23 protein-coding genes are annotated in these 26,078 nt (G+C 51.3%); 7 read left to right on the top strand and 16 right to left on the bottom strand.

All coding sequences use genetic code 11. The features are described 5' to 3' along the window. The first annotated feature begins 44 nt into the window (after positions 1-44). Positions 45-1,625: a sensor histidine kinase gene (locus ACJJIY_RS08120; protein WP_444895252.1), complete on the top strand. Its 1,581-nt coding sequence runs from the start codon at positions 45-47 to the stop codon at positions 1,623-1,625. Between the two features lie 116 nt (positions 1,626-1,741). Beyond that, positions 1,742-3,133 (top strand): sigma-54-dependent transcriptional regulator, encoded by a 1,392-nt coding sequence (locus tag ACJJIY_RS08115; RefSeq protein WP_444898262.1) that lies wholly within the window; start codon positions 1,742-1,744, stop codon positions 3,131-3,133. 66 nt (positions 3,134-3,199) lie between these two features. Here ACJJIY_RS08115 and ACJJIY_RS08110 read toward each other — a convergent pair whose 3' ends face one another. From ACJJIY_RS08110 to ACJJIY_RS08085, 6 genes are read right to left on the bottom strand one after another with little or no spacing between them, the layout of a single operon-like run. Continuing rightward, complete coding sequence (locus ACJJIY_RS08110) at positions 3,200-3,622, bottom strand: type IV pilin protein (protein WP_444895253.1); 423 nt, start codon at positions 3,620-3,622, stop codon at positions 3,200-3,202. Positions 3,623-3,635: 13 nt separating this feature from the next. After that, entirely contained in the window at positions 3,636-7,160 is a 3,525-nt protein-coding gene (locus tag ACJJIY_RS08105; protein ID WP_445359397.1) for a pilus assembly protein, read from the bottom strand. A 24-nt stretch (positions 7,161-7,184) separates the two neighbouring features. After that, on the bottom strand, positions 7,185-7,733 hold the full coding sequence (locus ACJJIY_RS08100) for a pilus assembly PilX family protein (RefSeq protein ID WP_444895255.1): 549 nt from the start codon (positions 7,731-7,733) through the stop codon (positions 7,185-7,187). 14 nt (positions 7,734-7,747) lie between these two features. Next, a complete protein-coding gene (locus ACJJIY_RS08095) occupies positions 7,748-8,797 on the bottom strand; it encodes a PilW family protein (protein ID WP_444895256.1) in 1,050 nt (349 codons plus the stop codon). A gap of 11 nt (positions 8,798-8,808) precedes the next feature. Beyond that, positions 8,809-9,246, bottom strand: a complete 438-nt coding sequence (gene pilV / locus ACJJIY_RS08090) for a type IV pilus modification protein PilV (RefSeq protein ID WP_444895257.1) — start codon at positions 9,244-9,246, stop codon at positions 8,809-8,811. Positions 9,247-9,256: 10 nt separating this feature from the next. Then, the gene (locus tag ACJJIY_RS08085) at positions 9,257-9,817 is read right to left on the bottom strand and encodes a GspH/FimT family pseudopilin (protein WP_444895258.1); all 561 of its coding nucleotides are present in this window, start codon (positions 9,815-9,817) and stop codon (positions 9,257-9,259) included. A gap of 198 nt (positions 9,818-10,015) precedes the next feature. Between ACJJIY_RS08085 and ACJJIY_RS08080 the strand changes: the two genes are divergently transcribed. After that, positions 10,016-10,528: a GspH/FimT family pseudopilin gene (locus ACJJIY_RS08080; protein ID WP_444895259.1), complete on the top strand. Its 513-nt coding sequence runs from the start codon at positions 10,016-10,018 to the stop codon at positions 10,526-10,528. A 41-nt stretch (positions 10,529-10,569) separates the two neighbouring features. On the opposite strand, the gene ispH is transcribed toward ACJJIY_RS08080, so the two are convergent. The 6 genes from ispH to murJ form a co-directional block, all read right to left on the bottom strand. Beyond that, entirely contained in the window at positions 10,570-11,502 is a 933-nt protein-coding gene (gene ispH / locus ACJJIY_RS08075; protein WP_445355107.1) for a 4-hydroxy-3-methylbut-2-enyl diphosphate reductase, read from the bottom strand. A gap of 43 nt (positions 11,503-11,545) precedes the next feature. After that, on the bottom strand, positions 11,546-11,986 hold the full coding sequence (locus ACJJIY_RS08070; protein WP_282934364.1) for an FKBP-type peptidyl-prolyl cis-trans isomerase: 441 nt from the start codon (positions 11,984-11,986) through the stop codon (positions 11,546-11,548). 6 nt (positions 11,987-11,992) lie between these two features. Next, positions 11,993-12,520 carry a signal peptidase II gene (gene lspA, locus ACJJIY_RS08065; protein ID WP_444895261.1) on the bottom strand — a complete coding sequence of 176 codons (528 nt, stop codon included), beginning with the start codon at positions 12,518-12,520 and terminating at the stop codon, positions 11,993-11,995. Beyond that, positions 12,513-15,317, bottom strand: a complete 2,805-nt coding sequence (gene ileS / locus ACJJIY_RS08060; protein ID WP_445359396.1) for an isoleucine--tRNA ligase — start codon at positions 15,315-15,317, stop codon at positions 12,513-12,515. Before ileS ends, lspA begins: the two co-directional genes overlap by 8 nt. A 51-nt stretch (positions 15,318-15,368) precedes the next feature. Further along, positions 15,369-16,349, bottom strand: coding sequence for a bifunctional riboflavin kinase/FAD synthetase (gene ribF, locus ACJJIY_RS08055; protein WP_444895263.1), 981 nt, complete (start codon positions 16,347-16,349; stop codon positions 15,369-15,371). Positions 16,350-16,448: 99 nt separating this feature from the next. Continuing rightward, positions 16,449-18,059: a murein biosynthesis integral membrane protein MurJ gene (gene murJ, locus ACJJIY_RS08050; RefSeq protein WP_108731696.1), complete on the bottom strand. Its 1,611-nt coding sequence runs from the start codon at positions 18,057-18,059 to the stop codon at positions 16,449-16,451. Between the two features lie 468 nt (positions 18,060-18,527). Between murJ and ACJJIY_RS08045 the strand changes: the two genes are divergently transcribed. The 4 genes from ACJJIY_RS08045 (at position 18,528) to rpsT (ending at position 22,585) form a co-directional block, all read left to right on the top strand. Next, on the top strand, positions 18,528-19,214 hold the full coding sequence (locus ACJJIY_RS08045) for an OmpA family protein (RefSeq protein ID WP_108731695.1): 687 nt from the start codon (positions 18,528-18,530) through the stop codon (positions 19,212-19,214). A 211-nt stretch (positions 19,215-19,425) separates the two neighbouring features. After that, positions 19,426-20,115 (top strand): proteobacterial dedicated sortase system response regulator, encoded by a 690-nt coding sequence (pdsR, locus tag ACJJIY_RS08040; protein ID WP_108735148.1) that lies wholly within the window; start codon positions 19,426-19,428, stop codon positions 20,113-20,115. Between the two features lie 35 nt (positions 20,116-20,150). Continuing rightward, positions 20,151-22,175, top strand: coding sequence for an ATP-binding protein (locus ACJJIY_RS08035; RefSeq protein WP_445359395.1), 2,025 nt, complete (start codon positions 20,151-20,153; stop codon positions 22,173-22,175). A 143-nt stretch (positions 22,176-22,318) separates the two neighbouring features. Then, positions 22,319-22,585: a 30S ribosomal protein S20 gene (gene rpsT, locus ACJJIY_RS08030; RefSeq protein ID WP_108731693.1), complete on the top strand. Its 267-nt coding sequence runs from the start codon at positions 22,319-22,321 to the stop codon at positions 22,583-22,585. A 67-nt stretch (positions 22,586-22,652) separates the two neighbouring features. Here the strand turns inward: rpsT and proB are convergent, their stop codons facing one another. The 4 genes from proB to rplU form a co-directional block, all read right to left on the bottom strand. Beyond that, entirely contained in the window at positions 22,653-23,789 is a 1,137-nt protein-coding gene (gene proB / locus ACJJIY_RS08025; protein WP_444895267.1) for a glutamate 5-kinase, read from the bottom strand. A 70-nt stretch (positions 23,790-23,859) separates the two neighbouring features. Continuing rightward, positions 23,860-25,068 carry an Obg family GTPase CgtA gene (cgtA, locus tag ACJJIY_RS08020; protein ID WP_108731691.1) on the bottom strand — a complete coding sequence of 403 codons (1,209 nt, stop codon included), beginning with the start codon at positions 25,066-25,068 and terminating at the stop codon, positions 23,860-23,862. A 189-nt stretch (positions 25,069-25,257) separates the two neighbouring features. Next, complete coding sequence (gene rpmA / locus ACJJIY_RS08015; RefSeq protein ID WP_073277572.1) at positions 25,258-25,515, bottom strand: 50S ribosomal protein L27; 258 nt, start codon at positions 25,513-25,515, stop codon at positions 25,258-25,260. A 17-nt stretch (positions 25,516-25,532) separates the two neighbouring features. Next, entirely contained in the window at positions 25,533-25,844 is a 312-nt protein-coding gene (rplU, locus tag ACJJIY_RS08010; protein ID WP_413664299.1) for a 50S ribosomal protein L21, read from the bottom strand. Between the last annotated feature and the right edge of the window lie 234 nt (positions 25,845-26,078).

The raw sequence follows: 26,078 nt of genomic DNA, 5'->3' as shown, positions 1-26,078 counted from the left end.
ACAACAGCAGCGGCTCACCACTACAAGAATACCGGGCATCTACAGTGAGCAGTTCCCAGACATCCCCCCAACAACACCATGAGCTTTTGCGCATAAGCGCAATTTACCGAGTAGCAATAGCCCTAGTTCTGCTGGGAGTATTCTACTCCGACATAGGTGGAGGCTCACTTGGCACGTACTTGCCAACACTATTTATATATACAACGTCTTCCTATGCCCTTCTGAATGTGGCGTGGTTACTATTTTTGCGCCAGAAGGCTTACCAGACAAATAGCAGCCAAGTCGGGATTATTTTGGGCTGTGACATTCTGGTTTTCTTGTTGTTGATCGAGGCTAGTGGAGGGCTAAACTCTGGACTCGGTTATTTACTGCTTATCAGTTGTTCAATCGGTGCCATCCTACTTGATAAGCGCCTCAGTGCATTTTTTGCGGCCATTGCTAGCTTGGGTGTTATCGCGCTCCAGCTTTACCATTTACTAACTGAATCGGGTTCTAGCCAGGAGATTGTGTCTGCAGGCGGACTAGGTTTACTACTATTTGTAACCGTAAGTGCCATCCAGTACCTATCGGAACGTATTCGTAAAGCTAATATTCGCGCAGACAAACAAAGCCGCCAGGCTGCGCACCTTCAACGCCTGGCTCAAGAAATCATTGAAAGAATGAATACCGGTGTATTGGTTTTAGGCCCTTCTTTCAAGCCAGAACTGATCAATAAATCAGCAAGAAGATTGCTAGAAAACCAAATTGATACAGCGCATGACTACCATGCAGAGCTGAGACAAAAGGTTAGGGAGTGGCGCAGTCATAAGAGTCAAAATAATGTGCTTATCCCCGCAAAAAATGGGGACGAGCTTCATGCAAATTTTTCAGAATTACAGCATGACACGGGTCATAGCACATTAGTTTTTGTGGAGGACAACCGGAAGCTGGCAGAGGCAGCCCAAAAGCTCAAACTCGCCTCCCTGGGCCAACTAACAGCTTCAATTGCTCACGAAATACGTAACCCCTTAGCGGCAATCAAGCACGCCGCACAGCTACTATCGGAGTCCCCAGAATTAAAAGAAGAGGACCACCAATTAACAGACATAATTTGTCGCCAAAGCCAGCGCATCAATCAGATTGTTGAAAACGTAATGCAGCTTTCACGAAAGCGCGCCCACTCAGCCCAAAAATATGAGCTGGGGGCTTGGCTCAAGCAATTCTTAGTAGACTTCAATGCCGGGAAAGCGGATGACCTCGTCGAGTTGGACGCTATAGGGCAGGTGCCACTGGTATATTTTGACTCCGCACAATTGTCACAAGTAGTCACCAACTTAACAGAGAACGCCTTGGAACACTCAAAACTAGCTACAGGAGTGGGCCATGCCTCTATTAGTGCTTACTACAATATGGAGCGCAGGAATACAGTTTTAGAGATCAAAGATCTTGGTAAGGGTGTACCTGAAGAGGTTCTCAATAAAATATTTGAGCCATTTTTCACAACAGAAAAAAACGGCAGTGGACTGGGCCTATATATCGCGCGCGAGCTATGTGAAGCCAACAACCTTACCCTCTATCACTGCCGGAGTAGTGATAACAAAAGTTGTTTTAGGATTGAATTTTCCAACTGTGAAGAAGTTACTTGATCTGGCTCATAGATTTTTTTCGACCTATGAGCCATTATGCTATAGAGATTTCTGACATAATTTCAGTTAGTAAGCCGCCAAATAATTTCACCGCAACAAGAAAAGACAAAGAAATAATGCGACCTCTGGCACTGGTTGTTGACGACGAACCAGATATTTGTAACTTAATTAGCCTAACACTTAAGCGAATGGATGTGGACTGTCACAGTGCAGGCACGCTCGCACAAGCAAAGGAACTGCTACACAACCATAGCTATCAATTTTGCCTCACAGATTTACGACTTCCTGATGGCGATGGCTTACAACTGGTTGAATACATTCAGCAAGTTGTCGAGACACATCTGCCTATAGCGGTCATAACCGCTCACGGGAATATGGATAGTGCAATCAAAGCATTGAAGCTGGGCGCATTTGACTTTGTTAGTAAACCTGTTGATTTAGAGCGCTTAAGGAATCTTGCTCAACTGGCCCTCCGGTTGAATCATCAACAAAGCGACGAGTTAACCCAAAGTGACACAGAGTTGTTATTGGGTGATGCTGGTAACATGCGTATACTAAGGAATCAACTGGCAAAAGTTGCACGCAGTGATGCACCTATATTTATCAGCGGTGAATCCGGATCGGGGAAAGAGCTTGCAGCTCGATCCATCCATCAGCACGGAGCCAGAGCTGATAAGCCTTTTGTCCCGATTAATTGCGGAGCGATTCCAAAAGAATTAGTAGAAAGTGAGTTTTTTGGGCATCGAAAAGGTAGCTTTACTGGCGCTTATAAGGACAAGGTCGGCTTACTTCAAAGTGCAGAGGGAGGAAGTCTGTTTCTCGATGAAATCGCTGACCTTCCCCTGGATATGCAAGTCAAGCTACTTAGGGTTATACAAGAAAAATCTGTTCGTCCTATTGGCGCAAACCAGGAAATCCCTATTGACATTCGTATTCTGAGCGCGACTCATAAAAATCTAGCTACTGAAGTGGCAGAAGGGCGCTTTCGTAGCGACCTCTACTATCGAATCAATGTTATAGAGATCTCTATACCTCCACTACGTGATCGTGTTGAAGATATTCCTGTTCTTGCACAAGCTTTCATGCAAAGAATTGCACGGAAGTCCGGCCTACCCCGGCCGAAAATACATCCTCAAGCAATGTTAGCCCTTCAAAAATTTCATTTTCCAGGAAATGTTAGGCAGCTAGAAAATATTCTCGAAAGGGCTTTCACTTTATGCGAAAAGAGAGAAATTAAAGAGTCAGACCTTAAGCTTGATCAAAATACGGCATCAACAAAAGAGCTCTCTGAGCTTAGCCAGTTCCCCGTCATGCCTGCTCCTTCACGACAGTTATTTGAGTCCTCTCAATACACAACGATTGATGAATATCTACAAGAGATAGAAAAAGAAGTTATAGAGAGCGCACTAAGCAAGACAAGATGGAATAGAACTGCGGCAGCAGAGCGCCTTGGAATCAGCTTTCGCTCACTTCGATATCGACTAAAGAAATTAGGTCTAGAAACCTAACCTGCTAGATTGAGTAGCTCCATAAAAAAGAGCTACTCAATATTTATCTTATAATTTCACAAAGAATTACCAACAGTCTCCACTACTAGCACTTTTTACACCTGCCTGAGTTAAAGTAAAACTAGCACAGCTACTGTCACCCGCTTGAACCGAGCCCGACTGAGGCGCTGCCGTCAATGTATAGGTTGTCGCCGTTAGAACACCCGAAATAGAATAAAGGTCATTTTCCGTTGATAGGGTATTCCCATTAGATATTTCACCGGCAACAGAACAGTTAGCATCATCATAAGCGCTAAAAGCCGTAAAGCAGCGTTGCAAACGCTGCGCCACATCATTTAGTTCAGTTTTAGCCTCTGCACGATTACTTTTCCTAACAGAATCCATATAGGAGGGGTAAGCAATTGCCCCTAAGATTCCAATTATTGCAACAACCACTAAAACTTCTATTAACGTAAATCCGTAATTTATACTCAAACTAGAATTCTTCATAAAATGCTACTCTTTATGGTTGCCGCCAAGATAAACGATCATTTAATCGCTCCAAAGCGCCATCAAATGAGTCCACAGGAGAGCCTGACGTATCTGAGTAAGGGATAAATACTTTTTTCCCTGCAATAATAACATCAGAAAAAGCGATGGTAGCGCTATCTTCTTTCGTGTTGGGCTCATCCAGGATACTCTCATTTGCAAACCTGGGATCGCCTAGCCCAATAAGTTCCATAGTCCAGCCTGTTGCACCGTAAGCACAAGGATCCTTAGATGGAGTTAGAGTCGGAAAAATTAAGCGATCTCGAATTAATAGGGGCTTACTGATAATTCTTTCACCTGTTACATTTACAGTAGATCCAGAAACCGCCCCAAAATCTAAATACCATCCCTTTTTAGTATCCCACCAAGAGGTATCGCTATCCCCGTTAATGGTTCTCGAACCAGAAGACTCTGAGATAGTTTTCTCAAACAACTCTGACCTATCTGTAGATGTGATATTAGTGTCGTTATCAACAATGCCATAAAAAGTATGGACCACATCCCCTTCCCCGTCATCAGCTGAAGATAAATAACTACCGGTACCAAAGTACACCATAATAGCATTATCCACCTTCGAATTGGCTCCCAGCACTGGCGCTGCGGTGATAGGCTGTGGGCGGCCATTAATATCATTTGCAGTGAATAGGGGCTCGGGGGATGAATCGCTTCCAAATGCAACCTTCCAACTGCTCTCAGATTCACTGCTTAGATCAAACTTCCACATATTGCCGTAAATATCACCTGCATATGCAGCTCTAACTATTCCGTAGATATCAGGTAATAGTGATGGCCCAGCCAAACCGTTATTGGTTGAGCTACCGGCCTCTAATACTTCAATATCGCTCGGATCAGCCAAGTCAACAATCACTAATGAAGCAGCATCATTATCGGAGTTGTATCCATTTCCAAAAATTAACTTCCAGCCCGCTGGTGTAGGCGCAATAAGCGGTTGCCCAATAATATTTCCTATACTGTCATCATCTGAACTATCCAGTTCAAACAGAACTTCTGGGCTCGATGGGTTAGTTACATCAAGAACAAACAGGCCCTCTGATCCAGCACCGTAAGTGCCCACTAAAATATTCCGCCATGACTCACTGGCGCCCTTCTTAAAGTAGGCATCGCTTACATATAAGGGACCATCCACAATATACTCATGGGGGTTAGATTCAGTGCCGTAATCAGTCTCTGTTAAATCAGCCAACTTTTCATAAGCGCCCGATGGTATATAAGCAAACTCCTCGACACCAGTGGCAGAGTTTAGCCCATGCAACATTCCATCGTTGGCACTCACATAGAGAATTTCTTTCGAGCGAGCTTCTTTAGTATCTGATAAGTAAGAAGCGTATTTGTCTCCACCAAGGTAAGTGGGTAGAGACGAATAATACATATCCTTATTATCCGCTAATGCTGGGCTGCTATTAACAACATCACCCAACAAATAAGTTCGGCTACGCATTCCTGAGATCGATTTACCCCACAGCCATTCCAAACGCTCCTCACCGACAGAATCACTATCAGTTCCAATCAGGGCTGATTTTTGTTTGTCTGTTAAATTATTCCAAGTAAAACTCACTGTGTCGGAGCCATCATAGGTGAGTATCGTTCGACCCGACGTGGGTATTTTCCCTGAGGACGAGGTACTCCACTTAGGGGTATCGCTCAAGTCTCCATCTGTATCCATCGCAAAAGCTTTGACTTCACCACTCCAGTCGTTTGAATCAAATAGCGCTTGGAAAACCAATGTATCAGTTCCCAAGCGAGTGGAGTTGGCCGCAACCGCTGATGACGATCCAGCGCGCCCGCTAATATTACTTAATACTGCGGTTAGTTGATCGGCGAAAGTTTTGGAATCACTTGCGCTGTAGAAACCTCCACGACTATTCAGAGAGGCATGTAATAGATCGTCTAATTTATTTGCATTAATATTGGAGTCTGTATAACTGGGATCTGGATCTCCCCAGGAAATAGCGGTACTGGTATCAATCGCATTAAATGCGGTAGTCGGGTCAACGTTGCCTGTAACTCCAAGCGCAACCCCAAAAGTCACCATATGTTGCCAGGTGGCTGTATCAATACTTCCTTCAGCTTGGTTTACACTATTTGATAGATTGGTGTTTAAGTCAGTTTTCCAATAATGCATGGCAATATCTGCCAATGTATTCGCATATGAATCAGAGAATGGCGCGCCATAGGCTCCATCCACATTGCCGTAGTAACTAACCTCGTCACTACCATAATCATTACCATAACCATCTGTCATCAGAATGGTATAGCTGGATCTACAGGCTATATCTGAACTAGTGCTACCGCTTTCTCCAGGTGTTGAAGACCAAGGCCCCCTGCTATCCGTGCGACTGTAGTACTTACCCGCTGCTTCCAGAGCGTTTAATAAAGGAGTCCCTTCTGAAGGAATCGTTGTTCCATACAGTCTCTCAAAGAAATTCTCTCTATCGGTATCCTTAAAAGTTCGCACCCCCTCTAGGACCACATCAGTGCTATAGCCATCAATAGTTTTACTACCAGTATTAAGTGTACCAAAACCTACGCGCAACCCCTCCCCTTGAGCTGAAAAAGCATGTCCGATCCCTGCCCGGGACATCAATACACGAGAGCGATGGTAGCTATACCAGTTAGCAAAATTCTGAATTTCCTCTGCATAGGTACAAGCACTTGAATCTGCACAGTCCGTTCGCGCACTGCCCCCCGCATAGGTACTTCCATCATTCTTAATTTGGATGCGATCATAGCTACTAGACAAATAAACGTCTGATGAAACTGTCCCTTTATAATTAAAATAGGTAGCGGGATAGAAAGTAAGGTCTCCGCTCTCACACAGATTGCTTGATGAATTACTTGAACCCTTAGTAGCGCTATTTTTTATCCAACAATTTGCACTCTGCGTATTATTTACCGTGAGGTTGCGCCAGCCTTTAGAGGTATCATACGGATTGTGATATGCCTTCTGAGGATTTGCATCAGAAAATTCATTGCCATTTTCATCCTCCTCAGCCCATGGAAGATACAAAATAGTCGGATCATAATAAGATTTGTTATTGTATGAAGAGCGATAATAGGCAGCCCATTTATTGTCACTGTCAAATTTTGCTATTGTCTGTTTATCATTGGAGCCATTCCAATAATCACAACCGGAAGTCGAAGAGCTATTGTAAGGGCAGGGCGTTAATCGCACAGCAGAATTACTACTGCCAGCCTCAGTCTGCGGAAAGGTATAACGGACCGGATAAGAGTCGTTATAAGTACGACCTCTTCTATGTACAGGAACATAAAAATAGTCGGTAATTTCCGAGGGAGTAACTTCAAATTGCATTGATCCAGAGTCATCCAAAATAAACATAATATTTGGATCAACCGAAGTACTTAAAAACAGTGGCTGTTGGGAAAAATCAATAGATACCGCACTATGTGATATTCCTAAACTTAAAAATGCGGCCGTAATTGTCGAGGCGCTTTTTAATTTTTTTACAAGACTAATCATAATCATTATTCCAAGCGCAAATTATTAACGAACAGCATTAGACTGGAGAATTACTACGGTACTATCGCTACCGCCGACACCGCGACTGGTAATTCGGTAGTACTCTGGCGGCTCTTCACCAGCTAAGCAAGCCTGATCAATACAGCCACCGTCATTAGCATTCCACTTTGCCCCCTTAAATCTCTCGACGACATAAACCGGCTGGCTGGCAACCCCACTGAGTTCGAGATCGGTCGAAACCGAGACGCTGTCCCAGTCATAATCCAGCCAAAACTCAGTCGCAGAAGAGCCGTCCATTTCTTCAACATATCCAACATTAGTTCCATCGTAAAGCTGGCTTATCGAACGGTCAAAGTCCTCTACCAGCCTAACTTCAGCAACCCGCAATGCAGCTTCAGCCGCCTGGAATGCAAGCTGGCGATCGCGCATATTACCGGCCATTAACTCCTGCATACCACTTCCGCGAATCGCCGCCAGCCCGATAAAAGTCATCAGTAGTAAAATAATCAGCCCAACAAGCAATGTTGCCCCACCTTGCTGTTGCAGGCTTTTAACATAAGGTCTTTCTTTCATTTCCCTACCTCCAATTACGGCAAACTACGGCTACGGAGAGATACAATACTCGTGAAGACCTGGCGCAGGCGCCTATCGCCTGGATCGAGATCCTCCTCTCCATTGAAACTGTATAGCTGCGTGTCCTGAAGTACATTATCGTCGTCTGAGGAAACCAATAACTCCACCCTAATACTGACTAATCTTTCCCAGCCTTTACTGGAAATTTCTTTTGCGGTCTTAAACTCATCTGGGTTATTAGTATCCAAGCCGTAAGTGATCTGCATTTGTTCAACTCCAGTTAAGAGTTCTTGAGATTCACCATTTATCTCTCGAAACAAACTTGGGCGACCGGAGGTACCATTATCGATATAATAAAATGTACTGGTTGTTACAAAAACCTGTGCATCTTGATCGAAATAATGGCCTTGGTTTTTTTCACTTTCGTTAAAGACTCCATAGCCCTTTTTATTTCCCGGTGTAAAGCCATCGGCATCTGAGTGGTATAGCCCAACCTCCCCAGGCCTACTTCCACTATCAAACCCAGTCACTTGGAAAGCTAGCGCTTTTGTACAATCGGCAATTATCGCAATATCACTGGCACAAATACCGCTGTATTTATCTTTACCTTCATCGCAGCCATCTTTTTCGACTTCGGTATTTTCAATATAAAATCGATCTCTCGATGTTGCGCCAGTTACTGCCACAGCCGCCTCATTCGCGCTTCGCAACAACAAAACATCCGAATCTCCGGAATGGTTTGGATAGCTTGGATCGACTTGGTCGTGATCGATTCCCTCTGCGGGATCAGCAAAATTATAAAGCGTTGATTCGCTATCATTTAATATGTTTTCAAAATCACCGGTCGCGGCATTCATACAGCCGAGAAAACCGGCCATACGTATATCTTCACTCATAAAATCAATTGCAAGGCGTCCAGTTTCCTGCACCCTAGCGATGGCCTGCTGGGTAGTGAATGTGACTTTACTCGACAAAAAAAGCTGTACCACTCCAGCCATCAATATCAAACCAACGGTAATAGATACCATGAGTTCAACAAGTGAGATTCCTCGCTGCTTAAACATTACAATTTCCACTAAATTATTGTCATATATTGAAAGCTACTGGTACCTTCATCATCACCAGTGCCAGTGGAATCCTCCTCCCCCCACTGGACAATTACCGTACACACATCATTTACATCACAACTAATTCCCCCCGTACCCGCCGGGAGGAGATCTGACAATAAGTTTCGCCACTCACCTAAATCAATATCAGCGCGGTTTGAACTCGAACTTGGCGTGGGATCATCAACATCTATCTCATAGTCTGATAAATTCTCACGATTAGCCCTTAAACGCTCAAATACATCTTGAGCCAGAATATTCGCCTGTGAGCGCATGTAGGCACTGTGATTGTATTGCAGCGCTTTGTTTTGCAGCGCTGCCAAGCCAAGCAGTGATGTGGAAAGGATTAATACGGTTACTAGAACTTCGATTAATCCAACTCCACGCTGGGAATTTAATAATTTCACCTCATCTCCTTTAGCAGTCTGCTCTTGCTACTGTTATCAAGCCGGCTGCACCAACTGTCATGCTTCTAGCGTTACTGCTAATACATTTAGAGTTTTTCGCAACTATAGTAGTATCAGTAAAGCGCCCTAGAGTACCCAGGCTTGTGTAGCGGATAAAATTTGTAGCTGCACCCTGATCAACCGTAATAGAAGCATCTGGATCATCAACATCCCACACTCTTAAAACTGTATCGACAACGGGCGTACCAGCCTTATCGGTAGCCGCGCTGTCAACAAATACTATCCATCCCTGGTCCCAAGTATTTGCAGCTCCACAGCTAGCCCCATTTGTACTCGCACAGATAGAAACCCTCTCCCCACGTCTAATGGCCTCCGAGCGCGAGTAATTAAGGGCCCCTATAAAGTCCTCAGCCAAAGCCACTGAACGGCTGTTGTTGATCATATCTGTGAACTTTGGGACTGCAATACCAATGAGTACAGATAAAACCACCAGTGTGGTCATCATCTCTATCAGAGTAAATCCATATTGCTTCCGGGGAAGATTTCCCGGATCTGTGTTTCTAAACTGCATCTATTTCAAACGCCTGTGCCAATAATTCAGAGTTCACTTTACCGCCAAACATCTAGAAAGAGAAAAAGACCGTGGATATAGTCGGGAAAGTAGCATTTCACTTCGTTATCAAACCAGATCAAACCGACTAACGGCCTTTCCAGCAGATTCAATGGTCATTTAAATGAGACCTGCGTCTAATAATCCCGGGAGGGAATCATGACTCAGCGGGGATTTACGTTACTTGAGCTACTAATCACACTTTGTATTTTATCCATACTTCTATTTGTCGGTCTGCCAAGCTTTACGCAGATTATTGAAAAAACACAGTTAGAGCTTGCGGGTGAGGAGCTAATTAGCGCTATACAGCTAACAAGAAATACGGCTGTTGTGAAGAATCAGCGCGTCACTATGCGTAACTCAGGAAGCTGGGATCTTGGGTGGGAGATTTTTGTCGATGCCGACAATGACGGTTCCCGCGGTGAAAGAGACACTCTAGTAATGTCTGGGGCTAGATTAGATAAAGTGCAGGTTCTATCTAACTCTCCACTTAGAGATTACATTTCCTTTATTGGAACCGGTGAAAGTCGCAAGGCAGGCTCTCCTCAAGGCGCATTACAAATGGGAAGTCTCTATGTTTGCAGCCTTGATGGATCACAGGGCCTAGCCCTGATATTGTTTCACAGCGGTCGCCTGAGAGTCGAGCAGGCGAATCAAAGCCAATGCTCCTAGCCTCCTAAAACCAAAGGGAAAGGAGGCGCGAGAAGTTTTGATTATTTGAGTTCTTTAGGCAGGGAAAATCGTATATTTTCAGCTCGCCCATCCATTTCTTCTGGAAGGCTTGCACCAAGTTGTTGCAATCGGCTAACGACTCCCTGCACCAAAATTTCTGGTGCTGAGGCCCCGGCTGTGATCCCTATAGCCGCCTTACCCTGGAGCCAATCCGCATCGATATCATCCGCACCATCGATCAATTTGGCAGCAGCACCACAGCGTTCAGCGAGTTCACGCAGGCGATTAGAGTTAGAACTATTCGGGCTACCAACAACAAGGACCAGGTCACTTTCCAGAGCCAGCTGCTTTACAGCATCCTGGCGATTCTGGGTTGCGTAACAGATATCATCTTTTCGAGGCCCACGGATTTCAGGGAAACGCACTCTCAGGGCATCAATGACTCGAGCGGTATCATCCATGGATAGTGTTGTTTGGGTAACATAGGCGAGATTACTCTCGTCTTTAACGGTTAACTTCGCAACATCCTCTTCGTCTTCAACCAGGTAGATGGCACCACCAGCAGAGTTGTCATACTGCCCCATTGTGCCCTCCACTTCCGGGTGCCCGGCGTGGCCGATTAGTATGCACTCAGCACCGTCGGTGCTGAACTTACTCACTTCAATATGCACCTTGGTAACGAGTGGGCAAGTAGCATCGAATACACGCAGGCCGCGCTCTTCAGCTTCGCGCTGCACAGCTTTTGAAACACCGTGAGCACTGAAGATAACGATAACATCATCGGGTACTTCATCGAGTTCATCGACAAAGACCGCACCGCGCTCTTTCAGGCTCTCCACCACAAACTTATTGTGCACCACTTCATGGCGGACATAGATCGGCGCACCAAATACATCCAGGGCGCGATTCACAATATCAATTGCCCGATCAACACCGGCACAAAAGCCCCGGGGGTTAGCCATTCGGATTTGCATGTCTACTTCAGTACCCTACTTGCTACAAAGAGGGAACCCGACCCTATTGGATCGAATCCACCGCAATAATTTTCACATGGAAATTTAAGGTTTGACCGGCCAATGGATGATTAAAGTCGACGGTAACATCGTCCTCACCAATCTCACTGATTACTCCGGGGAGTTCGCCGCTGCCGTTGTCAAAAGAGACTACCAACCCGCGCTCCAGCTCCATATCGGGAGAAAAGGTATCCCGGCGTACCTTTTGCAGGTTTTCCGGGTTGCGCTGACCAAATCCTATCTCCGGCGGTATCTCGATCTCGGCTTCATCCCCCGCTTTTAAACCAAAAAGCGCTTTTTCAAAGCCCGGCAGCAAACTACCATCGCCAACACTGAAAGAGGCTGGATCACCTTTGAAGGTTGAATCCACCTCAGTGCCGTCGTCCAATTTCAGGCTAAAGTGCAGTGTCACCCGGCAGTGTTCACCGATAACGGCATTACTCATAGTTCGTTAAACTTCCACGTTATTTTTTGCTTTGCCACTCTCTTTTTCTGCAAAAAAAAGTAGCTCAATAACCAGCATTGCAGCGCCGATACTAATTCCCATATCCGCAACATTGAATACCGGGAAGTGCCAGTTGCCGTAATAGACCGAAATAAAATCCCTTACGTAACCCAGCAGCACTCGATCCCAAAGGTTGCCCAAGGCTCCCCCCAAAATCAGCGCCAGGGCGCAGGGTTCCCAGCGCTTTGTTGCCGGCAAGCGCCATAGCCAAACACTGACAACAACGCTAAATACAAAGGCAATAATTCCGAAAAACCACCGCTGCCATCCCCCAGCATCAGACAGGAAGCTAAAGGCAGCACCGTAGTTTTCGGCATAAGTAAATTGCAGCAAGCCGGGAATAATTTGCATTGAAGGGCCGTGCATAAACATATCCACGGCCCAGACTTTGCTGGCGATATCGAGGACAACCACCACCAGCGCCAGCCAGTACCAGCGCCATGGATGCCCCCAAACAGGGTTGGAACTAGGCATAATGCCTCACTTCTCCTTCACCAGAAACGTTTTCCACGCAGCGCTCACAAATGTCTGGATACTCTGCTGATACACCCACATCGGCACGGTAATGCCAACAGCGCGCACACTTGGGGTGATCCACTTTGCTTACGCTGACTTTCAATCCTTCCAGCTCTGTGGACTCTGCACCGGCAGCATCGCTGAGTGGCTGTACAGAAGTGGAGGAGCAAATCAAAACAAAGCGCAACTCGTCTTCGAGCTCCAAGAGCTTTTCACGCAGGTCATCCTCGGCGAACAGAGTCACCGCCGCTTGCAGGGAGCCGCCAATAGCACCAGCTCCACGCTGCTCTTCAAGCACTTTGTTTACCGCAGTTTTTACTTCGGCGATGGCGGCCCAATAGTCCGCACCTTTAACCGAGTCTGCGGGCAGCTTCGGCAGTGAATACCATTCTTCAATAAAGATGCTGTCCGCTTTGGCACCGGGAATAAACTGCCACAGCTCTTCTGCGGTAAAGCTCAGGATAGGCGCAATCCAGCGAACAAATGCCTGAACAATATGATAGAGGGCAGTTTGCGCAGAGCGGCGTGCAGTACTGTCCTCTTTAGTGGTGTACTGGCGATCTTTGATGATATCCAGGTAGAAGCCACCCATTTCCACGACGCAGAAGTTATGTAACTTCTGATAGATCTGGTGGAACTGGTAGTTATCGTAAGCCGCGATAATTTCATCCTGTAGACGCGCAGCCTTATCCAGCGCCCAGCGATCCAGCGCCAGAAGTTCACTCTCCGGCAACAAATCTTTTTCTGGGTCAAACCCAGCCAGATTGGACAGGAAGAAGCGAGCCGTATTGCGCAAGCGACGGTAAGAGTCCGCTGTGCGTTTCAGGATCTCATCGGAAACCGCCATTTCACCACTGAAGTCTGTAGCGGAAACCCAAAGGCGCAATACATCTGCACCCAACTTGTTGATTACATCCAGTGGTGCAACGGTATTGCCGATGGACTTGGACATTTTCCGTCCCTGTGCATCTACCGTGAAACCGTGGGTCAACACTTGCTTATAAGGGGCACAATCGTTGATGGCGATGGAGGTCTTCAGTGAAGACTGGAACCAGCCACGGTGCTGATCAGAGCCCTCAAGGTACAGATCTGCCGGGAAGCGCAGGCCGTTGCGGCGCTCCAGTACGGCGTAGTGAGTCACACCTGAATCGAACCAGACATCCAGGGTGTCGGTAACCTTTTGATATTGGTCTGCCTCATCTCCCAGGAGCTCCTGCGGGTCCAGGTCAAACCAAACATCCATACCCTCGGCGTCGACCTTTTCAGCCACTTTGTCCATCAAAGCGGGAGTGTCCGGATGGATTTCATGGGTCTCTTTGTGAACAAACAAAGCGATGGGCACGCCCCAGGTACGCTGGCGGGAAATACACCAATCCGGGCTGCCGTCGAGCATGGCATCGATACGAGCCTTGCCCCAACCGGGGATCCACTGAACTTCATCCGCTGCCTTCTGTGCATTCTCCAGAAGGTCATTCTGCTGCATGCTCACAAACCACTGCGGAGTTGCGCGGTAAATAAGCGGCGTCTTGGTGCGCCAGCAGTGAGGGTAGCTGTGCTCCATCTTACCCTGGTGCAGAAGTACTCCGCGCTCCTGTAACAGGGCCACGATTTTGTCGTCCACCTTGTAGACGTGTTCACCGGCAAACAGCGGTACCATATCGCGGTATACGCCATTGTCATCGATATAGTTCAGGGTATCGATGCCGTAGCGCTTGCCCACCTGGAAGTCATCGGGACCATGGTCCGGCGCAGTGTGTACACAGCCTGTACCTGCATCAGTGGTGACATGGTCGCCGAGGATCATCGGCAATTGCTTCTCGTAGAAAGGATGGTTTAGCTTCAGGTGCTCCAAGGCGGCACCGCGAATACGGCCTACCACTTCACCTTCGAGCCCCGCCTTCTCCAATACGGCATCCTTGAGTGCTTCGGCAACGAGCAATCGGCGCTCAGCCGTTTGCACCACAACATATTCCAGCTCAGCATTGACAGAAACCGCTTGGCTGGAAGGAAGCGTCCAGGGGGTTGTGGTCCAGATAACAACGGATAGGGGGCCTTCACCCGCGTATCCACCTGCCGCATCGGCGATAGCCAGGGATGTCTCTTCCGTCGCCGGATAGCAAACGTAAATGGAGTAGGAGGTTTTATCCTGATACTCCACTTCCGCTTCCGCCAGAGCTGATCCGCCCACAACGCTCCAGTACACAGGCTTGAAACCCCGTGCCAAATGGCCATTTTTGACCACTTGCCCAAGCGCTCGGATGATATCGCCTTCAAATTGGAAATCCATGGTGCGGTAGGGATTGTCCCATTCACCGAACACCCCCAGGCGAATAAAGCCTTTCTTCTGTCCGTCCACCTGCTTGGCTGCGTATTCGCGGCACTTCTGGCGGAAAGTTTTGTGATCCACCTTTGCGCCAGCCTTGCCAATCTTTTTCTCGACGCGGTGCTCAATCGGCAGGCCGTGGCAGTCCCAGCCAGGCACATAGGGAGCGTCAAAACCGCTCAGGGTTTTCGACTTGATAATAATATCTTTGAGAATCTTGTTGACCGAGTGACCTATGTGAATATCCCCGTTGGCATAGGGAGGACCGTCGTGCAGGATAAACTGCTCGCGCCCCTCCCGCGCTTCGCGGATTTTTTCGTAGAGCTTGGTTTCCTGCCACTTCTTTAAAATAGCCGGCTCGCGCTGGGGCAGATTGCCGCGCATAGGAAAGTCGGTCTCAGGCAGGTTTAAGGTCACTTTATAATCAGTCATTGGATGTCTACTTCAGCTCTAGTAGAGAATAATTCATCGTCTATACACCGGTTAGTGTCCCTTGGGGTTTTGCACAAACCAGTCTTTAGCATCGTCAATATCCTGAGCGATGCGGGCTTTGAGGATTTCCAGGGAGGCAAACTTCTCTTCATTGCGAAGTTTGTGGCAAAACTCTACCGCTAGTTCTTTCCCGTAGAGGTTGCCATCAAAATCAAACAAGTTGACTTCCAGTAGTGGCCGGGCGCCCTCTCCCTCAACTGTCGGGCGAAACCCCACATTGGCAACACCGTCAATTTCCGGCCGCCCAGCTGCGAGTTCACTTCCATTCGCGGCTTTGGTGCGAACGGTGTAAACGCCAACCAGCGGGGAGCGGTAGCGGTGCAAACGCACATTGGCTGTGGGAGCACCCAGTTGCCGGCCCAAGGCGCGGCCGGGGGCAACCCGTCCGGTAATACTGTAAGGGCGCCCGAGTAAGGCCTCGGCCAACTCAAATTCGCCCCGCTGCAAGGCTTCGCGGATGCGGGTGCTGCTCACCCGGGCTCCGCGAACCTCAAGCGTAGCCGTGTCTTCCACCGTGAATCCATTTTCGGCCCCGGCGCCCTGGAGAAGTTGATAATCGCCACTGCGATCACAGCCGAAGCGGAAATCGTCTCCCACCACCAAATGGCGGATTCCAAGGCCGTCCACCAGAATACGGCGCACAAAAGCATCGGCACTCAGGTTGCGCAGTTTCTCGTTAAACTGCAGGCACAGCACCCGGTCGGCACCAGCATCAAATAGCGCCAATACCTTCTCTTTAAAGCGCATCAGACGCGCGGGCGCCCTTTCCCCAGAGAAGAACTCATGTGGCTGGGGCTCAAAGATAATCGCCACCGAGGGCAGATCATGTTCCTGCGCGCGTTGCTTGAGCTGCGCAATAATCGCCTGGTGACCGAGGTGTACACCGTCGAACGAGCCGATTGTCGCCACGCTTCCCCGGTGGCGGGGGCGCAGGTTGTGCAACCCGCGAATTAGTTCGCGCTCCTGGGCCAAAGCGATTTTCCCATCCTCATAAAATCGAGCCGCACAGTATAGCGGATTCCCACTGGGCGGCCAGAGGCCATATTTATCCAGATATGCCCACTTAATAAACTAACTTGTGGCGCGGAAGTGGCGGGGGCGCAATCCTGAAACCAGTAAAACGGACAGATAGGTCGCTCCCCCAGCAGCTACGATTAGCCCCATACGCCAGGCGCGGTCATACCAGGCCCATTCACTCCACTGCGACCACAGGTGCAGGGCCCCGAGCAAAATCGCAACCATCGCCAAATTCGCCAGAAGCAACCTTACCAGGTAAGTGCCCCACCCAGCCTCAGGTTTATAGACATCATCTCGACGCAAGCCTTTATAGAGGAGCCAGGCGTTAATAGCGGCCTGACAAGCCGTAGCCAGTGCCAGGCCCATATGGCCGAGTTTGAAGTAGTAGTTAAGCGGTATCACAAACAGCAGGCTCAACACCATTTTGGCCGAGATAGCAATTAAGCCAAAGCGCACTGGGGTATAGGTATCCTGGCGAGCAAAATAGCCCGGCGCCAGCACTTTAATCAGCATAAACGCCAGCAGCCCCATGGCATAAGCGCGCAGGGACCAGGCGGCCATTTGCATATCGCGCGGCTGCATCTGCCCATACTGAAAAAGGGTTGTCAGGAGCGGCTCAGCCAGTACCACCAAGGCTACAGAAGCGGGCAGGGAAATTAGCGTGACACTGCGCAAAGCCCAGTCGAGGGTATGACGGAACCGACGGGGGTCTCCGTCGGTGTGCTGACGCGACAAGCTCGGCAGAATCACCGTTGCCACTGCAACCCCAAACACCCCCAAGGGCAGCTCGGTGAGGCGGTCGGAAAAATAGAGCCAGGAAACACTGCCGCTGGGCAGGAATGAAGCCAGCAGAGTGTCCATCACCAGGCTGATCTGGGTCACTGACACCCCAAAAATCGCCGGCGCCATCAGGCGTAAAATTTTACGCACTCCTTTGTGCTGCCAATCCCACTTAGGGCTAGGCAGCAAACCTTCACGAGCGAGAAAAGGCAGTTGAAACAGCAGCTGCACCACCCCCGCAACAAAAACGCCCCAGGCCAGCGCCATAATTTGCGGATCAAACCAGCTGGTAGCAACAGTCGCCGCAGCAATCAAAACCAGGTTGAGCATCACCGGGGTTAGCGCCGGAATCGCAAAACGATCGAAAGTATTGAGTATTGCCCCGGTAAATCCCGCCAGGGAAATCAGCATTAAATAGGGAAAGGTGATCTGCAACATATCGGTAGCGAGATCGAACTTCTCACGCTCACTGCCGTCCCACCACCAACCAAAAGCAAAAATACCCGTCACTAGTGGAGCGCAGAGAACACCAAACAGAGTAACCAACAAAAGTACGCCGCCAAGGGCGCCAGCAACCCGGTCATTTAACTCTCGCGCAGCCGCCTTACCGCCCTTTTGGCGGTATTCGGCCAGTACCGGCACAAAGGCCTGGGCAAATGCACCTTCGGCAAATAAGCGGCGGAAAAAGTTGGGAATCTTGAATGCGACAAAAAAGGCATCGGCAGCATCGCCCGCACCGGCAAAGCGGGCCAGTGCCACGTCGCGAACCAGCCCGGCCACTCGCGACAGCATAGTGGCAGCACCGACAACGGAACTGCCCCGCAGCAATCTGGAAGCACCAGATTTTTCGACTGCCTGTTCCTGAGCTGGGGATGACTGCGACAAAACTCGGACTCCTGGCGAAAGTTGAAACTTGTTGGCCGGCAAGTCTACCCCAAAACCTGGGGATATATGGGCTCCTCTACAGAGCTGAGGCCCTGCGACTGCAGGACCGCGAGCCTATACTAAGAGCGAGCTAGTCGCGCCACCCATGGAGCTGGTGGTGCGGGGAGAGAAGGGATGACCATTAGTGCTTTGATTATTGCCCTGGTTCTGGCAATTGTGCGGTACATAGCAGCTGTTGATGGCCCCAGCCCCGTCTGTCCATCCACCCCCTGCTATAACTGCGGTCGCCCAGCCCCTTCCAGCTTCTGAGCTGGGTTTCGGAGCGATCGCCATATTTCGCCACAATTGAGCCGCAGTTGGTCATAGCTGCGCCACGCCAGCGCCTCCTTGGAGCTTTTTAATAACACTCAAACGGGCCACAACAGAACAGGCCCACACGAGTAAGAAAAGCCGCTAAGGAGCAGAACAATGAAAAAAGTAGTGATGGCCGTCGCCCTGGGTTCTCTGATTGCCACCGGAGCCCACGCTAAGGAACAAAACGAATCCAATTTGACTCCGGCCAAGCAGGCCTCAGTCTTTACCGGCTCTGCAATTGCCGGTGCAGCATTGGGTGGGCCCGTTGGCTTTATCGCCGGAGCACTCGGCGGAGCCTGGCTCGGAGAGCAGATCAAGCAAGCAGACGAGGCAGATATGCTGGCAACACAACTGACAGAGAGCCGTGCAGAGCTCAGCAACCTGGCACAGCAATTGGATGCGGCTCAACTGTCCGCGAACGACGCCAGCCAACTGGCCCTGGATTCACTGCAATTCCAAATGCTGTTTACCACTGGGGAGGACGAGCTTCAGGAGGGCCAAATGCATCAGCTGAGTGCCATGGCTGACTTTCTCAAGCGCCACCCCCACCTGCAAATTCACCTGGAGGGACACGCAGATCCTCGCGGCAGCGACGGCTACAACAATGTACTGTCCGATCAACGCGCCCTGAGTGTGGAAGAGGCTTTGGTATCGCTGGGAGTTGATGCCTCAAGAATCAGCCGCAGCGCACTCGGCTCCACCTATTCCCAGGCAGCCCGAGGCGATGTAGACGCCTACGCCATGGAGCGCCGCGTCGACATCCGCTTCTCCCTTCCGGAGTCCATGGCGGGAAACTTCTGAGTCAAAGGGGCACGGCGGACAACAAATCCGCACATCCCTTCGCCTTCAAGCCGCACTACATAAGCGTGAGTGGATCGCAAATCCACTCACGCAACTCCAAGCTGATAGAAACCCTGTTGTATTTGCGGGCGCCTTGCGCCCGCCTTTTTGCCTAACCCCTGCAACTTCGTGCATGATTCTCCGCCAGAAAGGAATTAAGTCGGGATTTGTCATGAGTGCAACCATCGCCATTGTCGAAGATGAACGCGCTATCGCAGAAAACTACCGCGATGCTCTGCGCCGCCACGGTTACCGGGTCGATTTATACAGCGCCAGAATTGAGGCCATGGATGCTTTTCGCCAGCGGCTGCCGGACCTGGCCGTGATCGATGTTGGCCTGGGCAGCGAGGTGGAGGGCGGTTTTGAGCTCTGCCGGGAATTGCGCGCTATGGCGCCGAGCCTGCCAATATTATTTCTCACCGCCAGGGACTCAGAGCTGGATATTATTTCCGGACTGCGCCTGGGGGCTGATGATTACCTCACCAAGGATATCTCCCTACCCCATATGCAGGCGCGAATTAACGCCCTACTGCGCCGCGTTAGCGTGCTGCGAGATCAAAACGATGAAGGCGAGAGCTTAACTCAGGGAAAGCTATGGCTGGATATTTCCAGGCTCCATTGCCACTGGGATGAGCAACCCGTGGACTTAACCGTGACCGAATTCTGGATTGTCCACGCCCTGGCAAAAAGGCCCGGCCACGTTAAATCCCGCAGCCAACTAATGGAAGCAGCCCGCGTAGTGCTGGATGACAACACCATCACCTCTCACGTCAAAAGAATCAGGCGCAAATTCCAGGCGCTGGACACCGAGTTTAATGCCATAGGAACCGCCTACGGCATGGGGTATCGCTGGCAGCTGTAAACCGCCATCGGGCGAACAATTTCAAAAATTTAAGTATGAACCTACGCCGCCAACTCTTGCTCGTCAGCCTTGTCGCACTCACCCTGCCCTGGGCCGGCTGCCAGTACCTCCGCCAGGTGGACGACGCCCTAGCACAAGGCCAGATCCAGGCAATTGAAGCAACTGCGGCGGCAATTGCCGCACGCTTGGCCAGTGCCCCCCAGCTTATCGCCCCGGACCCTCAGCGCCTTTCACGCCCACCAGGCGCTCAGCTCTACCTGAATCCCCTATCTCAAGCTCCGAGAGTCGACGGCTATGGCGATGAGTGGCGAGCGCAGCAACTGGAGCCCAGAGCCCTTGAGGACGGGCAGCTATCCCCTATGGCCCAGGTGACGCTGGGGCAACTGGATAAGCAAGTCTACCTGCTTCTCACTGTTTCGGACTCAACTCCCGCCTACCGGGACCCCCGCACAGGCCTGATCGCTGGTGGTGACACTGTAGAGCTGTTTACCGCTGACCGGCACTACATCCTGCCCGTCGCCAGCCAGGGGACCGCCAGCGCCTTGTGGCACAACCCGAGAGAGGGCCGCTACGAGCGTGAGCTGCGCTTAAGGGGCCGCTGGACAACTTCTGGTGCCGGTTACCAATTGGAACTGGCTCTACCACAAACCCTAACCGGTGGAGCCCTCGCTATCCGTATTCACGACAGGGCAAACAGCAGTGGCTCCTCACCGACTCGAAGCGCCAGCACACTTCCGGCAGATGGTCACCCAGGGCGCTTGGTAAGCCCTCTGCCAGACCTTCAAAGAGAACTCGACCACTTTGCGCGCCCTGGACTGCGCCTCGCAGTAGTGGACAGCGAGGGGTTTCTTCTTGCCAGCAACGGACAACTACAGCTGGCAGATTCCGAGAGCAATTCGTGGCTGAGAGACTGGGCTTATCGCAAATTGCTTTCCAGAGAGGATTTGCCACAGCTGCCGGAAAATAGCTTGCCTCTTCCGACGCCTGACAGCCGTGGCACCCAGGAGCAATGGTATTCAGGACCGCTGCAATCCCGAATTGGTGCGGTGAGTGTGCCCGTTATCACCCGGGTCGACGAAGTGGTTGAGCGGCCACTTCTGGGGCAAGTCGTCGTCCTGCAATCTGGCGAAGCGATGCAATCAGTCACCGAGGGAGCAGCCCACCGGTTGTGGTTGATCAGCTGCGCCGCGGCCGCTATCGCCCTGCTCTTCCTTTTGGGCTACGCCAGCTGGCTTTCCTGGCGCGTGCGCAAGCTACACCAGGCCGCCCGCAACGCAGTAGATTCCAGCGGCAAACTGCGCGGCAACTTTCCCCACTCAAAGGCAAGCGATGAACTGGGAGACCTAAACCGGGCCTTCGCCAGCCTGCTCGCAGAACTGGACCAATATCACCAGTACCTGCGCACTCTCGCCAGTAAGTTGTCACACGAGCTACGCACACCGCTGGCAGTGGTTCGCTCATCCCTGGATAACCTCGCCGCCGGAGAACTCGACGACCACAGCCGCCGCTATGCAGGGCGGGCTATGGATGGCAGTGCAAGGCTGTCGGGGATTCTCAACAGTCTCTCCGCAGCCAGCAATCTTGAAACCAGCATCCACCAAGCGGAGCGGGAGCCTTTCGACCTGGCAGACCTGCTTGAAGTCATGACACAGTGCTATGGCGATGCTCACAGCGAACACCGATTTACTCTAAACAAACCCACTGGGGAGCTAGCCTGCCACGGCGCACCGGAGTTATTGGCTCAACTGCTGGACAAGCTGGTGGATAACGCATGTAGCTTCGCTCCCGAAGGCAGTGAAATTTGCCTGTCAGTGGCAACAAACAGAGATACCTACTTGATCACAGTGGGCAATGACGGCCCTCTGCTCCCGGAAGGTTACGCTCACAAGCTGTTCGACTCTCTCGTTTCTGTGCGCAACCAGGGCGATAATGCCGGCCACCTGGGGCTGGGACTGCATATCGCAAAACTGATCGCAGACTTCCACGGTGGCTCCTTAAAAGCCCGAAACCGCAGCGACGGCAGCGGTGTAGAGTTCAGCCTGGAGTTGCCGACCGGGTAACCGCCGTTGTGGATTGACAACATATCTGCACCGAGACGCCCGCTATGGTTGACAAACAACCAACTGTGGGGATAATGTCGCGTCCCGATCGGGCCCCAGGGCCTGTTAGTTACAGATTTATAGATTCCAGACAGGAGCAACCGGTGGCCAACTCACCTCAAGCGAAGAAACGCGCGCGCCAGAACGACAAGCGCCGCATGCACAACGCCAGTCTGCGCTCCATGGTGCGCACCTACATCAAGAAGGTAGTTGCGGCCATCGATGCCGGCGATGCGGAAAAAGCAAAAACTGCGTACGCAGAAGCAGTTCCCGTTATTGACCGTATGGCAGACAAAGGCATTATTCACAAGAATAAAGCCGCTCGTCATAAGAGCCGTCTGAACGCTCAGATCAAAGCTCTGGCCGCCTAATCCCCTAGGCAGCAGACACAAAAAAGCCCCGCATTGCGGGGCTTTTTTGTATTCGAAACTTGCCAATTCAGAGCAGGATCAGGTTATCGCGATGAATTAATTCATCGTCATCCCGATACCCTAAAAGGTCGGCAAACTTCTCCGATGACTGCCCCAGAATCCGACCGCTCTCACTACTGTCATAATTGACCAGGCCCCGCGCTATCTCGCGACCTTCAGCATTCCTGCAAGACACCAGATCTCCGCGCCTGAAATGCCCTTCAACAGCGGTAACCCCCACCGGCAACAAACTGCTACCACTCCCAGTCATAGCTGCCTCGGCACCGGCATCCACTAACAGGGTTCCGCGCACCTGTAACTGTCCAGCGAGCCAGCGCTTACGCGCCGCCAGGGGATCTGCCTCTGGCAGCAACAGAGTACCCAGCTGCTCGCCGGCACAGACTTTATCTATCACCGCCTCCAAGGCCCCGCCAGCGATCACTGTGCGAGCTCCTGAGCGCGCTGCCAACTGCGCTGCGCGCACCTTGGTGGTCATACCACCACGACCCAGACCGCTGCGGGAATCCCCCGCCATCTCGAGCAGCCTGGGATCAAGCGCAGATGCCTCACTAATTAATTCTGCTTCGGGGTTATCGCGGGGATCTTCAGTAAACAGCCCATCCGCATCGGTCAAAATCAGCAGCGCATCTGCCTCAACCAGATTTGCAACCAGGGCCGCCAGGGTATCGTTGTCGCCGAAACGTATTTCGTCAGTCACTACCGTGTCATTTTCATTCACGATAGGCACAGCCCCCAGTGACAGGAGCGTGCGCAAAGTGCTGCGAGCATTCAGGTAGCGGGTGCGATTGGAGAGATCGTCGTGATCCAGCAGGATCTGAGCGCTGCGAATATCAAAGCGGTTAAAGGCCTGCTCATAAACCTGTACCAGATGACTCTGTCCCACAGCAGCGGCCGCCTGCAACTGGTGGATAGACTCGGGCCGGCGACACCAGCCCAATCGATCCATTCCGGCCGCAACAGCGCCGGATGACACCAGAACGACTTCGATTCCTCGACGGCGCAAATCAGCCATCTGCGCCACCCAGGCAGAAATGGCAGCGGTATTCACACCTCGACCATTATCTGTCAGAAGGGCGCTACCAATTTTTACCACCCACCGCTGGGCCTTGGTCAACGCCTGCCGGGACACTGTTGCGGAGTCCATGCTTCCCCCTCAGGACAAGATAACTATTGAGCGAGCCAAGCTACTTCAGCAACTGCTCGCTCCATGCCATTTAAGAGCGATACTCGACATCCACATCGTGGTCGTCGTCATCATCCCAATCCTCGTCGTCATCCACCTGCCCCTTGGCCGCTTTGCGCTTGGCGCGATGACTCTCTCTCAACTCTTCGATTCGCTCGCGAGCTTCGCGCTGCATTTGACGCTGCGCTTCCAGCTCCGCCACAGCCAAGTCGGGATCTCGCTCCTCAATTTCCTGACGCTCTTCCAGGTAGTCCATCAGGCGCCCACCGAGGGCATCGGTACCCTCTTTGCGAATAGCTGCCACACGGAACACAGGCCCTTCCCAGCCCAGAGCATCCACTACCGCCTGGCAGCGCTCTTCCAGTTCCGCAGCGGGAACCAGGTCGGTCTTGTTCAATACCAGCCAGCGCTCACGCCCAGCCAGAGTCGGGCTAAAAGTGGACAGCTCGCGCTCAATGGCTCGGGCATTCTCCACCGGATCAGAGCCATCGAAGGGAGCCAGGTCAACCAGGTGCAACAAAACACGACAGCGGGTTAAGTGCTTGAGGAAGCGAATACCCAGGCCCGCCCCTTCGGCTGCACCTTCAATCAGGCCGGGAATATCTGCAATCACAAAGCTGCGATGCTTCTGAACCTGCACTACCCCCAAATTTGGTACCAAGGTGGTAAAGGGGTAGTTGGCCACTTTCGGTTTGGCCGCAGAGACGGCGCGAATAAACGTGGATTTACCCGCATTGGGCAGCCCCAACATGCCTACATCTGCCAGAACTTTTAGCTCGAGCTTGAGGCTGCGCATCTCACCCTCAGTGCCGTGCGTGGTCTGACGCGGCGCACGGTTAGTACTGGATTTGAATCGGGTATTACCCAGGCCGTGGAAGCCCCCCTGGGCCACCAGCTGACGCTCACCGGCTTCGGTCATATCGCCGATAGTCTCGCCGGTATCCGCATCAATGATCGTGGTGCCCACCGGCACCTTAAGGACCAGGTCCTCACCCTTGGCGCCAGTACAGTTGCGCCCTCGACCCGGCTGGCCACTCTCAGCGGCGTAGCGGGGCTGGTAGCGATAATCCACCAGGGTGTTCAGGGAATCATCAGCTTCCAGGTACACGGAGCCGCCATCGCCGCCGTCACCGCCATCCGGACCACCCTTCTCAACAAATTTTTCCCGGCGAAAGCTCAGGCAGCCATTGCCGCCCTTGCCTGCCTGCACAGAGATGGGCGCCTCATCGACAAACTTCATAATCACTCCACCGCCACAGCGGTTGTCTCATCCGGTGCGCAGATGCGCGCACTATCATCATACCAGCCGACAAGCCGCCTCCTGTGGGCAACTGCCACCCTAACTTCCCGTCGCGGCCTTTTTGCGACTTTTCCAACAAAAAAGCCCCGCAATAGCGGGGCTTTTTATAAAGCTTGGGCTAATGACCGCTTAAGCAGTTTCGATAGAAACGAACTTGCGGTTGTTGGGGCCCTTAACTTCAAACTTCACAACGCCGTCCGCAGTGGCGAACAGGGTGTGGTCTTTGCCCATACCAACGTTAACACCGGCGTGGAACTTGGTGCCACGCTGACGAACGATGATGTTGCCTGCTGCTACAGACTGGCCGCCAAAGCGCTTCACGCCCAGGCGTTTACTCTCGGAATCGCGACCATTTCGCGTACTACCGCCAGCTTTCTTATGTGCCATGAGTCGTTACTCCTCTCTTATGCCTTGATGCCAGTGATTTTAACTTCGGTGTACCACTGACGGTGGCCCTGGCGCTTCATGGAGTGCTTACGACGACGGAACTTGATGATCTTCACCTTCTCGCCGCGGCCGTGGCTTACCACTTCAGCAGTTACTTTAGCGCCATCTACAATGGGAGCGCCAATGTTGATCTTGTCGCCATCGACAACCATGAACACTTTATCAAAATCGATGGATTCGCCAGTTGCTACTTCCAGCTTCTCCAGGCGAAGTACTTCGCCTTCTTCTACACGGTGTTGCTTGCCACCGCTCTCAAAAACAGCGTACATATTTCTATGCTCCGGTAAGGACGACACGAAGCAGCGGGAGGACCAGTAAGTCACTGCTCCGCATTTCGGGAGCTTGCGCCGTGTGTTTAACATCTATTCGCCAAAAGGCCCGCAGACGACCCAATAGCCGCAAAGAGCCCGCAATTGGCGGGGCGCAGATTCTAATCAATTCGCCGGGTTGATACAATAGCGCCCCTTCGCCTTCCGGCCGCCGGGAGGCCTCTGTCTAGTCGT

The organism is Microbulbifer maximicatervae (SeqCode), assembly GCF_052468155.1.
This window is presented reverse-complemented; position numbering and strand designations above follow the sequence as displayed.

Bases quoted from the DNA above. Each gene is read 5' to 3' on its own strand.
- ACJJIY_RS08100 (WP_444895255.1), bottom strand. From the start codon at position 7,733: ATGAAAGAAAGACCTTATGTTAAAAGCCTGCAACAGCAAGGTGGGGCA.
- ACJJIY_RS08095 (WP_444895256.1), bottom strand. From the start codon at position 8,797: ATGTTTAAGCAGCGAGGAATCTCACTTGTTGAACTCATGGTATCTATT.
- cgtA (WP_108731691.1), bottom strand. From the start codon at position 25,068: ATGAAGTTTGTCGATGAGGCGCCCATCTCTGTGCAGGCAGGCAAGGGC.
- ACJJIY_RS08070 (WP_282934364.1), bottom strand. From the start codon at position 11,986: ATGAGTAATGCCGTTATCGGTGAACACTGCCGGGTGACACTGCACTTT.
- pdsR (WP_108735148.1), top strand. From the start codon at position 19,426: ATGAGTGCAACCATCGCCATTGTCGAAGATGAACGCGCTATCGCAGAA.
- lspA (WP_444895261.1), bottom strand. From the start codon at position 12,520: ATGCCTAGTTCCAACCCTGTTTGGGGGCATCCATGGCGCTGGTACTGG.
- rplU (WP_413664299.1), bottom strand. From the start codon at position 25,844: ATGTACGCTGTTTTTGAGAGCGGTGGCAAGCAACACCGTGTAGAAGAA.
- ileS (WP_445359396.1), bottom strand. From the start codon at position 15,317: ATGACTGATTATAAAGTGACCTTAAACCTGCCTGAGACCGACTTTCCT.
- proB (WP_444895267.1), bottom strand. From the start codon at position 23,789: ATGGACTCCGCAACAGTGTCCCGGCAGGCGTTGACCAAGGCCCAGCGG.
- ACJJIY_RS08045 (WP_108731695.1), top strand. From the start codon at position 18,528: ATGAAAAAAGTAGTGATGGCCGTCGCCCTGGGTTCTCTGATTGCCACC.
- ACJJIY_RS08110 (WP_444895253.1), bottom strand. From the start codon at position 3,622: ATGAAGAATTCTAGTTTGAGTATAAATTACGGATTTACGTTAATAGAA.
- ispH (WP_445355107.1), bottom strand. From the start codon at position 11,502: ATGCAAATCCGAATGGCTAACCCCCGGGGCTTTTGTGCCGGTGTTGAT.
- rpmA (WP_073277572.1), bottom strand. From the start codon at position 25,515: ATGGCACATAAGAAAGCTGGCGGTAGTACGCGAAATGGTCGCGATTCC.
- ACJJIY_RS08105 (WP_445359397.1), bottom strand. From the start codon at position 7,160: ATGATTAGTCTTGTAAAAAAATTAAAAAGCGCCTCGACAATTACGGCC.
- ACJJIY_RS08085 (WP_444895258.1), bottom strand. From the start codon at position 9,817: ATGCAGTTTAGAAACACAGATCCGGGAAATCTTCCCCGGAAGCAATAT.
- ACJJIY_RS08080 (WP_444895259.1), top strand. From the start codon at position 10,016: ATGACTCAGCGGGGATTTACGTTACTTGAGCTACTAATCACACTTTGT.
- ACJJIY_RS08115 (WP_444898262.1), top strand. From the start codon at position 1,742: ATGCGACCTCTGGCACTGGTTGTTGACGACGAACCAGATATTTGTAAC.
- ACJJIY_RS08035 (WP_445359395.1), top strand. From the start codon at position 20,151: ATGAACCTACGCCGCCAACTCTTGCTCGTCAGCCTTGTCGCACTCACC.